The organism is Nocardia sp. NPDC059764 (assembly GCF_042732555.1).
GTDB lineage: Bacteria > Actinomycetota > Actinomycetes > Mycobacteriales > Mycobacteriaceae > Nocardia.
The window spans coordinates 1-10170 of record NZ_JBHWHH010000222.1 but is presented as its reverse complement, the minus strand read 5'-3'; the positions used below and the strand labels follow the sequence as shown (position 1 = coordinate 10170).

9 protein-coding genes are annotated in these 10170 nt (G+C 69.3%); 3 read left to right on the top strand and 6 right to left on the bottom strand.

Annotated features, from left to right (window positions below; genetic code table 11):
• Positions 1 to 276 precede the first annotated feature (276 nt).
• Together guaB and ACFV4K_RS31905 are read left to right on the top strand one after the other, a co-directional pair.
• Positions 277 to 1821 (top strand): IMP dehydrogenase, encoded by a 1545-nt coding sequence (gene guaB / locus ACFV4K_RS31910; protein WP_379279935.1) that lies wholly within the window; start codon positions 277 to 279, stop codon positions 1819 to 1821.
• A gap of 166 nt (positions 1822 to 1987) precedes the next feature.
• Complete coding sequence (locus ACFV4K_RS31905; protein ID WP_357098360.1) at positions 1988 to 3121, top strand: GuaB3 family IMP dehydrogenase-related protein; 1134 nt, start codon at positions 1988 to 1990, stop codon at positions 3119 to 3121.
• A gap of 227 nt (positions 3122 to 3348) precedes the next feature.
• On the opposite strand, the gene ACFV4K_RS31900 is transcribed toward ACFV4K_RS31905, so the two are convergent.
• The gene (locus tag ACFV4K_RS31900) at positions 3349 to 4173 is read right to left on the bottom strand and encodes an alpha/beta fold hydrolase (RefSeq protein WP_379279934.1); all 825 of its coding nucleotides are present in this window, start codon (positions 4171 to 4173) and stop codon (positions 3349 to 3351) included.
• A 309-nt stretch (positions 4174 to 4482) separates the two neighbouring features.
• Here ACFV4K_RS31900 and guaA point away from each other — a divergent pair, with 309 nt between their 5' ends.
• Positions 4483 to 6048 carry a glutamine-hydrolyzing GMP synthase gene (gene guaA / locus ACFV4K_RS31895; protein ID WP_379279933.1) on the top strand — a complete coding sequence of 522 codons (1566 nt, stop codon included), beginning with the start codon at positions 4483 to 4485 and terminating at the stop codon, positions 6046 to 6048.
• Between the two features lie 129 nt (positions 6049 to 6177).
• Here the strand turns inward: guaA and ACFV4K_RS31890 are convergent, their stop codons facing one another.
• The 5 genes from ACFV4K_RS31890 to ACFV4K_RS31870 form a co-directional block, all read right to left on the bottom strand.
• Positions 6178 to 6378, bottom strand: a complete 201-nt coding sequence (locus tag ACFV4K_RS31890; RefSeq protein ID WP_357098351.1) for a hypothetical protein — start codon at positions 6376 to 6378, stop codon at positions 6178 to 6180.
• Positions 6371 to 8032 (bottom strand): PspC domain-containing protein, encoded by a 1662-nt coding sequence (locus tag ACFV4K_RS31885; protein WP_379279932.1) that lies wholly within the window; start codon positions 8030 to 8032, stop codon positions 6371 to 6373. Before ACFV4K_RS31885 ends, ACFV4K_RS31890 begins: the two co-directional genes overlap by 8 nt.
• 164 nt (positions 8033 to 8196) lie before the next feature.
• Positions 8197 to 8511: a nitroreductase/quinone reductase family protein gene (locus ACFV4K_RS31880; RefSeq protein WP_379279931.1), complete on the bottom strand. Its 315-nt coding sequence runs from the start codon at positions 8509 to 8511 to the stop codon at positions 8197 to 8199.
• Between the two features lie 76 nt (positions 8512 to 8587).
• The gene (locus ACFV4K_RS31875; RefSeq protein ID WP_379279930.1) at positions 8588 to 9379 is read right to left on the bottom strand and encodes a 3-oxo-5-alpha-steroid 4-dehydrogenase; all 792 of its coding nucleotides are present in this window, start codon (positions 9377 to 9379) and stop codon (positions 8588 to 8590) included.
• A 99-nt stretch (positions 9380 to 9478) separates the two neighbouring features.
• The coding region (locus ACFV4K_RS31870) for an SDR family NAD(P)-dependent oxidoreductase (RefSeq protein WP_379279929.1) at positions 9479 to 10170 on the bottom strand (692 nt) is incomplete at its 5' end.

Sequence of the window (10170 nt, the reverse complement as noted above, 5' to 3'; positions counted from 1 at the left end):
GGCCTGGACTGCGGCTTGATAGACCTCCGCCTTGGAGCGGGGGAGTGACGCGGAGGAGCGGAGGCGGGAAGGCCGGGGTTACGAGGGCCGCGACCGCCTCTCTCCACCCTGCGGCTTGCCCGGAGCGAAGCGGAGGGCAAATCTGGCACAGCATCACGGACGGATACCATGGTTGACCAAAGGCCGGGTAGCAATCGCCGGCATTGCCATTCATCTACGCATCCGCCGGGACCCGGCCCGGTGGGTGTTCCCGAGGTCCAGGAGGGGTCGATCCGAATGAGCAGTCCCGTGACGGGCGAACGTAACGCAGGCCGCCCCCATACGGGCGGCGACGATCCCGACAAGATCGCCATGCTCGGCCTCACCTTCGACGATGTGCTGCTGCTTCCCGCGGCCTCCGATCTGATCCCGAGTTCGGTCGACACCTCCAGCAAGCTGACCCGCGACATCTCGCTGCGGACCCCGCTGGTGAGTTCGGCCATGGACACCGTCACCGAGGCGCGCATGGCCATCGCCATGGCGCGCGCGGGCGGCATGGGCGTGCTGCACCGCAATCTGTCGGTGGAGGCGCAGGCCGCACAGGCCGAGACCGTGAAGCGATCCGAGGCGGGCATGGTGACCGACCCGGTCACCTGTCGCCCCGACGACAGCCTCGCCGAGGTCGACGCCATGTGCGCCCGCTTCCGCATCTCCGGTCTGCCCGTGGTGGACGAGCGCGGCATGCTGGTCGGCATCATCACCAACCGCGATATGCGGTTCGAGGTGGACCAGGACCGCAAGGTCGCCGAGGTGATGACCCCGGCGCCGCTGATCACCGCGCAGGAGGGCGTGACCGCCGAGGCCGCGCTGGGCCTGCTGCGCCGCCACAAGATCGAGAAGCTGCCGATCGTCGACGGCTCCGGCAAGCTGCGCGGGCTCATCACGGTCAAGGACTTCGTCAAGACCGAGCAGTACCCGAACGCCACCAAGGACCGCGACGGCCGGCTGCTGGTCGGCGCGGCCGTCGGTGTCGGCGAGGACGCGTGGGCGCGCGCCATGACGCTGGCCGAGGTCGGCGTGGACGTGCTCATCGTGGACACCGCGCACGGCCATCAGTCGGGCGTGCTGCAGATGGTCTCCAAGATCAAGGCCGAGGTCGGCGACCGCGTGCAGATCGTCGGCGGCAATGTCGCCACCCGCGCGGGCGCGCTGGCGCTCGTCGAAGCCGGTGTGGACGCGGTGAAGGTGGGTGTGGGCCCCGGCTCCATCTGCACCACCCGCGTGGTCGCCGGTGTCGGCGCGCCGCAGATCACCGCGATCCTGGAGGCCACCGCGGCATGCAAGCCGCACGGTGTGCCGGTCATCGCCGACGGCGGCGTGCAGTACTCCGGTGACATCGCCAAGGCCATCGCGGCCGGCGCCTCCACCGTCATGCTGGGTTCGCTGCTGGCCGGTACCGCCGAGTCCCCGGGCGATCTGATCCTGGTGGGCGGCAAGCAGTTCAAGAGCTACCGCGGCATGGGTTCGCTGGGCGCCATGCAGGGACGCGGCGAGGCCAAGTCCTACTCCAAGGACCGCTACTTCCAGGACGACGTGCTGTCGGAGAAGAAGCTGGTGCCCGAGGGCATCGAAGGCCGGGTGCCGTTCCGCGGCCCGCTGGACCAGGTGATCCACCAGCTGGTCGGCGGTCTCCGCGCGGCCATGGGTTACACCGGCGCGCAGACCATTCCGGATCTGCAGGCGGCCCAGTTCGTGCAGATCACGGCGGCGGGCCTGAAGGAGTCGCACCCGCACGACATCACCATGACCGTCGAGGCTCCCAACTACACGACACGCGCCTGACCACAAAACAGGTGAACGCCCAAAGGTTCGCGGCGCGTCTCGTTCTGGACTGACGGAGCGGGGGAGCGAAGCGGAGGAGCGGAGGAGGGAAGAACGAGACTTCCAGCGCCGCGAACCCGCCCGGAGCGAAGCGGAGGGCAATCCAACACAGGAGGACTGAACAACGATGCGCGATATGGTCGAGATCGGCATGGGCCGGACGGCTCGGCGCACCTACGAGCTGGACGATATCGACATCGTGCCCTCGCGCCGGACCCGCTCCTCCAAGCAGGTGTCGCTGGCCTGGCAGCTCGACGCGTACCGCTTCGAGATCCCGTTCCTCGCGCATCCCACCGACGCGCTCGTCTCGCCGAAGTTCGCCATCGAACTGGGCAAGGCCGGCGGACTGGGCGTCATCAACGGTGAGGGCCTGTGGGCCCGGCACGCCGACGTCGACGCCAAGGTCCAGCAGCTGACCGAGGTCGCGGAGAAGGAAGGCACCGAGGCGGCGGTCGCGCTGCTGCAGGAGCTGCACGCCGCGCCGATGAAGGCCGACCTGCTGGCCGCGGCGGTCGCCGAGGTGCGCGCCGCCGGGGTCACCACCGCGGTGCGGGTCAGCCCACAGAACGCGCGCGCCCTCACCCCGAGCCTGGTGCAGGCCGGGATCGACCTGCTGGTCGTGCACGGCACCATCATCTCCGCCGAGCACGTGGGCGACGGAGAGCCGTTGAACCTCAAGACCTTCATCGCCGAGCTGGATGTGCCGGTGGTCGCGGGCGGCGTGTCCGATCACCGCACCGCGCTGCACCTGATGCGCACCGGCGCGGCCGGCGTCATCGTGGGCTACGGCTCGATGCAGGGCTCCACCACCACCGGTGAGGTGCTCGGCATCGGCGTGCCCATGGCCACCGCCATCGCCGACGCCGCCGCCGCGCGCCGCGACTACCTGGACGAGACCGGCGGCCGCTACGTGCACGTCATCGCCGACGGTGAGACCCTGACCTCCGGGCACGTCGCCAAGGCCATCGCCTGCGGCGCGGACGCGGTCATGCTGGGCGTGCCGCTGGCCATGGCCCGCGAGACCCCGGGCAACGGCTGGTACTGGCCCTCGGCCGCCGCGCACCCGTCGGTTCCGCGCGGCGCGGTGCTGCCGTACGCGGTCGACGAGGAGCGGGTCCCGCTGGACCAGGTCCTCAACGGCCCGTCCAACGACCCGTTCGGCTCGCTGAATCTGGTTGGCGGCCTGCGTCGTTCGATGGCCAAGACCGGGTACAGCGACCTCAAGGAATTCCAGAAGGTCGGTTTGAACGTGCGCGGCTAGAAACACCAGCTGGAACACGTAGCGCCCCTTGCACACTCACACAGTGTTCGAGGGGCGCTACTGCGATGACCCGACGTTCGATCCGGGCGTCTCTCAACGCGGCAACTGATGTCGTGACGATTCGGGCAACTCCCCGGGTACGTCCACAGTCGGTTCGGCAGGCAACTGCCGGCACGGGTGCGGAACGGTTGACGGCCGCCCGCTGAAGGCGCGGGGCGGCGGGGGAGTCAGCGGCCGCCCGGCCAGGCGCTGAAATCGCGCAGCGGCGGTACCGCGATATCGCGGAGGAACTCTCGGATCGCGGAGTTCACCGCCACCGGGTGGGTCATGTTCACCGTCTGCCGGGCGCCGTCGATCTCCACATAGTGCGCGCGGGGCAGGCGTTCGGCCAGTTCCCGGGCGTGTGAGCGGGGCACGCCCGAACGGGTCGGGTGGATGACCAAAGTGGGGCAGGTGATTTCGGGTAATCGCTCCAGCACCGAGTCGCGGCCCAGGAGCGCGCCCGCGGCGACCTCGGTGGCCGACGGGTCGCGGGCCAGCCAGCGTTTCACCCAGACGGCGCGATACCAGTCGTCGTCGCCGATGAGCCAGCGGGCCAGGTATTCGGCGAGCGCGGGGCGGGGACCGTCCTCATGCCACTTGTCCAGAAACTTTCGGGCATTGGCGAGTTCGGCGGCGGTGGGCTCGTGCGCCTCACTGCTCAGCAGCACCAGCGCGGCGACCCGGTCGGGGGCCAGCAGCGCGGTGCGCAGCGCGATGAAACCGCCCTGGGAGGTTCCGCCCACCACGGCCCGGCCCGCGCCCAGCTGATCCAGTACGGTCAGCGCGTCCCGGGCGGAGGTCCAGTAGGTGAACGGCAGCCCCTCGTCGCGGGTGCGGCCGTGTCCGCGCGCATCCCAGGTCACGATCCGGAACTCCGGAGTCAACGCCGCCTGCTGCGACGCGAACATCGTTCGGTCCATGAGGAATTCGTGCCCCAACAGCACCACCGGACCTTCGCCCCCGCTGTCCTCGTAGTGGATCTCGGCATCGATCGCACGGGCGAATGGCACGAGGTAGAGGATAGCCAGCACCGGTGACAAACCGGCGAGCTTTCCTGCCCACCGGCACAGCGGGTGTCGCTCGGCCCCCGTGGTCGGGTAGGAATTACCGTCCACGCGAGGGCGGAAGGCCCTATCCGAACCACCTCCGACGCGAATACCGTCCCGGTGCCACCACTTCCGGGCCGGGCGGGCTACTGCTTCCGAGGCCGCGGCGCACTCCGGCCCGGGGTGGCGGTCCACCGTGATTCGCGCGCAGGTCGGGGCGGGCGGGAGCGGGGGTCGCCCGGGGGGAGTGTGTCCTATCTCGCTCACTAGACTGTGCGGGTGGCAGAAACCCAGCGACCAGTCCTTGTTGTCGATTTCGGCGCGCAATACGCGCAGCTGATCGCGCGCCGGGTGCGCGAAGCGAGTGTGTATTCCGAGGTGGTGCCGCACACGATCACCGTCGAGGAGATCGCGGAGAAGCAGCCCCTCGCCGTGATCCTCTCCGGCGGGCCCAGCAGCGTGTACGCCGAGGGCGCGCCGCAGCTGGACGCGCGGCTGTTCGATCTGGACCTGCCGGTCTTCGGTATCTGCTACGGCTTCCAGGCCATGGCGCAGGCGCTCGGCGGCACGGTGGCGCACACCGGGACTCGCGAGTACGGGCGCACCGAGCTCAGCGTCGACGGCGGCATCCTGCACGGCGGCCTGCCCACCCGGCAGCCGGTGTGGATGAGCCACGGCGACGCCGTCACCGACGCGCCCGCCGGGTTCGAGGTGACCGCGACCTCCGCGGGCGCGCCGGTCGCCGCGTTCGAGGATCGGGCGCGCAAGCTCGCCGGCGTCCAGTACCACCCGGAGGTGCTGCACTCGCCGCACGGCCAGCAGGTGCTGAGCCGGTTCCTGCACGAGATCGCCGGCATCCCGGGCGCGTGGACGCCCGCCAATATCGCCGAGGCGCTCATCGCCCAGGTGCGCGAGCAGGTCGGCGACGGCCACGCCATCTGCGGTCTGTCCGGCGGCGTGGACTCCGCGGTCGCGGCCGCGCTGGTGCAACGGGCCATCGGTGACCGCCTCACCTGCGTGTTCGTCGACCACGGTCTGCTGCGCGCGGGCGAGCGTGAGCAGGTGCAGCGTGATTTCGTCGCCGCGACCGGGGCCAAGCTGGTCACCGTCGACGCGGTCGACAAGTTCCTGGGTGAGCTGAAGGGCGTTACCGATCCGGAGGAGAAGCGCAAGATCATCGGCCGGGAGTTCATCCGGTCGTTCGAGGACGCGGTCTCCGAGGTGGTCGGCGAGCAGGGCGAGACCAAGGTCGAGTTCCTGGTGCAGGGCACCCTGTACCCGGACGTGGTCGAGTCCGGCGGCGGCGCGGGCACCGCGAACATCAAGTCGCACCACAATGTCGGCGGTCTGCCCGACGATCTGGAGTTCGCGCTCGTCGAGCCGCTGCGGCTGCTGTTCAAGGACGAGGTGCGCGCGGTCGGCCGCGAGCTGGGTCTGCCCGAGGAAATCGTTGCGCGCCAGCCGTTCCCGGGTCCGGGTCTGGCCATCCGCATCATCGGCGAGGTGACTCACGACCGGCTGGAGCTGCTGCGCCAGGCCGACGCCATCGCGCGCGAGGAGCTCACCGCCGCCGGGCTGGACAAGTCGATCTGGCAGTGCCCCGTGGTGTTGCTGGCCGATGTCCGCAGCGTCGGCGTGCAGGGCGACGGCCGCACCTACGGCCACCCGATCGTGCTGCGTCCGGTCTCGTCCGAGGACGCCATGACCGCCGACTGGACCCGCCTGCCCTACGAGGTGCTGGAGCGGATCTCCACCCGCATCACCAACGAGGTCGCCGACGTCAACCGCGTCGTGCTCGACGTGACGAGCAAGCCGCCGGGCACCATCGAATGGGAGTGAGCGCTCCCCGCTGAACGCGAAGGCCCCGCACCTGCGAAAGGTGCGGGGCCTTCGGCCTTCTCGGAAGGGCAGTTCCGGGAAGGAGGGCGACGCCGCCCCCGGCGAGGGGGTGGGGGCGGCGCGTGCGGTCTACTCCCGGTGTTTCTTCGGGCTGAGCACCAGGATCACGCCCACCACGATGGCGGCGATCACCACGATCCAGCCCAGCGACAGACCGCCGGAGACGGGCCAGAAGTGGGGGCCGATGAAGGCCCACACACTCACACCCAGGCCCAGCAGGCCGGCCAGCAGTAGTGCGAACGAGGGTCGGCGGTTCTTGTTCTCAGCCACGGTTCACCTCCGCGTTTCCCATCTGCACGTCGACGGTCAGGTTCAGGACGGGGCCCGTCGCCGGGCCCGAGATTCCGCTCGGGCAGTTCGAATCACCCATGCGGACATTGCAGGTCGTGTTGACGCGCAGGTTCGACGGCAGCATTACGCGGGCGTCGCCCATGCGCACCTTCACCTCGACCGCGCGATCCTCGGTCAGTTCCAGCCGGCTCAGATCGAGAGTGCCCGAACCCATCGAGATATGGTAGACGGGCAGCAGCTCGGAATCGGTTGCGGCGGACCACTTGTGGTCGCCCATCGCGCCCTCGTCGAACTGGATCGGGCCGATCAGCGAGGCCAGGATCACGAAACCGGCCAGCGGGGCCAGCACCACCATCAGGCCGTAGCCGCGGCGCAGGAACGCGCCCACGATGAGGCCCACGGCCACCACGGCCAGTGCGGCGGCGCCGATCCGGCCGGGCGTCATCCAATCCACGCCCGACGCGGCCATCGAACCCGCCGCGGCGGCGGCGAGCATGGCGAGACCGATGGTGACCGCGGTCAGGCGGGACCGCGGGCGGGGCGGGGGAGCCTGGACGACCTGCTGCTGGACCGGCGTGGCCGGCTCGGGCAGCTGCCAGGCCAGCGGGGCCACGCCCAGCGGATCCCAGCCGGGCGGGGTGGGGCCGAAGTCGGGGGAGATCGGGGCGGGGCCGAATCCGGCGCGCGGACGGTCGGTGGCCGGCGGAATCCGGTGCAGGGTCGGGGGTTCGACGTCGGTCGGCGGAGCCGAGGGGGGCTCGGGGGTGCCGCCGTCATCGTCGTCGGTCTTCGGCTTGGTGAGATCGACAGCCGTCGCCGGTGTTTCCGCCAGTTCGTCCGGCTGCTCCGAAGTGCCGGGGCCCGAGGAGGATTCGGACTTGTGCAGGATCACGGTGTCGGACACCGACGATGCGGGCGCATACCGGGTCTCCAGCACTTCGGTGACCTGCTCGGTCTCCGGAAGCTTCTGTGTGACAACCGGTTCCGGCTGCGGCGCGGCTGCGGGTGGCTGGTTCGGGTCGGGCTCGTAGTGATCGGGCAGCGTGGTGTACGGCCCGTACGTCTGGAAGGTGACCGCATTGGTGCCCGGATACCCGGTCCAGTACGGGCTCGCGGTGCCCGGATACCCGGTGTTGAACGGATCGGTGACCGCCGACGGCTCGAAATAGCCTGCGGGCGGCTGCATCTGGCGCTGATACAGCAGCCACCACCCGCCCAGCATGAGCGCGAAACTGATCACCCCGGACCCGCCGAGTCCCACTCCGACGGGACCCATCGTGCTCACAGCGATCCCCAACGCCACCATGAGCACGATGGTCTTGGACGAGGGCTGCGACGCCTGGCCGCGCCCGAACAGCGACTCCGCCGCCGAGGACTGGTCTCCGGCCTGGTTCAGCAACAGCCACCCCAGCAGATAGAGCACCACCCCCGCCCCGCCGAACAGCGCCGACACCACGAACGCCACCCGCACCAGCACCGGGTCCACGTTGTAGCGCCGGCCGAACCCGACGGCGACGCCCGCGATCGGCCCGTCCTTGGGAAACCGCACCGGCCGCGTCTGCCACAGATCCTGAATCTGATCGGAGAAGCCGGTACGCCCAGCACCCTTGGACCAGTCGCTCGTTCTCGTCATGCCATCCATCGTGCTGTCAGCGCCCGCCCAGGCACATCGGGGATGACCCTGAATGCCCACCTGAACTTGCCCCGCACCCCGGTCAACGACGGTTCACGACCGCTCACACCCCGAATCCACCGCGCTTGGTGTTCGGTATGCCGATCCCGGCGTCCGGACGTGCGCTACGCGGGTCGGCGGTGGACGGCGATGACCGGGATCTGGCGGGTGGTTTCGGCTCGGTACTCGGCGAAGACCGGCATCAGGTCGATCATGCGGGCGTAGAGGGTTTCGGCTTCCTCGCCAGTGAGGAATTCGGCTTTGCCGATGTAGGTTTCGGTGCCCAGTTCGATCGTGAGCTCCGGGTTGGCGCGGAGGTTGTGGTACCAGGCGGGGTGCTTGTCGGCGCCGCCGTTGGAGGCGATGAGGACGATGTGGCCGGTGTCGGGGACGTAGACCAGGGGGTTGATGGTGAGACCTCTCGACTCTGTCGGTCCCAAACGCGTTCCGGCGTTCGGCGATCGAGACTCCACCCCCGAACTAGATTCCTTATGCGCTCGAGTCGGCGGGTGTCCGTCAGATCGTGAACGGGATCAGCGCTTTTCGTTGGGGCGGGTAGTCGTCAAACTTCTGCTGGTACCAGATGTGGGTGGCGAAGGCGCGCGGTACGAGGTTGGCGGCGGTGATCGCGAGGATGATGACGCCGGGCAGTGCCCAGGTGAGGATGGCGAATCCGGCCCAGGCGATCATTTCGCCCAGGTAGGTGGGGCTGGTGACGTATCGGAAGCCCAGGCCGTGGGGGATCTTGTATTCGGTGGCGCCAGGGTTGTGTCTGTCGCGCAGGTTGCGCACGATCGCTTCGGAGCTGACGAGCAGGGCGAACCCGGCGAGGTAGACGAGCAGTCCGATCAGGAAGCGGGGGTCGGTGAGCCAGTCGCGAGTGTAGTGGCCGAAGTAGTCGTGGCTGAACAGTGCGCCGTTGAGGTAGCCGTGGGTGGCGGTCACGGCCATGCCGATGGCGAGCACGGAGATGTTGAAGCTGCTCTTCTTGCCGGGTACCTGGCGGATGGACAGGGGGAAGAACCAGCCGCGGTTGCCGTAGTGCAGCATCCAGATCCCGGCCAGCACCAGCGATGTGGGTTCGAAGCGGTGGGGCCCGGACAGGTAGGCCGCGGCGAAGGCGACCGTGGCGGGGATTTCCATCAGCCACCAGCCCAGTTTCGGGTTCAGGTTGAGTCCGGGTGCGTTCGTGCCGAATCGGCCGTAAGGACTCTGCCCCACGAATGCGCCCACCAGCACCAGTGCGGCGATGACGATTTCGATCGTCAGCACGGTGTCGTAGACAGTATTTCCGGTGTACCAGTGCATCTTTCTGTGATCCTCCGTGCAGGAAGTGTGAAGGCGGCGGCGGGTCCGTCCGCATTGCGCGGGTCCGGACCCGCCGCCGCTCGCGCGGGAACGGCGGGGTCAGGAGAAGTTGGCCTGGCCGCCGTCGAGGGGGATGGTGGCGCCGGTGAGATAAGCGAATTCCGGGCCGCACAGGGCGGCGACGGCGGTGCCGATGTCATCTCTGCAGCGACCGATGCGGCGCAGCGGAATGGTTTGGAAGAACGCCTCGGCCTCGGTGGGATTGGCCTCGATCCAGCCCTTCAGGCCGGGGGAATCAGCGTGCGGCGCGATGGCCAGCGCACGGATTCCGTCCGGGCCCCATTCGGCGGCCGCCGCGCGGGTCAGCGACACGATGGCTTGTTTGACGGCGGCATACGCGCCATAACCGGCCATGTCCCAGCGTCGGGCCGCGGAGCTGGTGAGGTTGATGATGACCCCGTCGCCACCCGCTTTGAAATGCGGGTAGCAGGCTTTCATGAACCGCAGGCTCGCCAGCGGACCGGATTCGAACCCGGCCTGGAACCGGTCGTCGTCGATGTTGAGCAACGGGCCGAGCGGCACTTCCTGGGCGTTGTTGACCAGGATGTCGATGCGGCCGAATGCCGCCGCGACCGCGTCCACGGTCGTGGAGACCGCGGCCGGGTCCTTCACATCGCAGGTGAACGGGAGCGCCCGCCCACCCTCGGATTCGATGCCCGCCGCCGCGGCCTCGAGTTTCGCGGCGGTCCTGCCGACGAGCGCGAGGCTCGCGCCGCGCTGGGCCAGCGCGG

Excerpts from the sequence above, each read along its gene's own strand:
- guaB (WP_379279935.1), top strand. The coding sequence starts at position 277 with ATGAGCAGTCCCGTGACGGGCGAACGTAACGCAGGCCGCCCCCATACG.
- ACFV4K_RS31905 (WP_357098360.1), top strand. The coding sequence starts at position 1,988 with ATGCGCGATATGGTCGAGATCGGCATGGGCCGGACGGCTCGGCGCACC.
- ACFV4K_RS31885 (WP_379279932.1), bottom strand. The coding sequence starts at position 8,032 with ATGACGAGAACGAGCGACTGGTCCAAGGGTGCTGGGCGTACCGGCTTC.
- ACFV4K_RS31875 (WP_379279930.1), bottom strand. The coding sequence starts at position 9,379 with ATGCACTGGTACACCGGAAATACTGTCTACGACACCGTGCTGACGATC.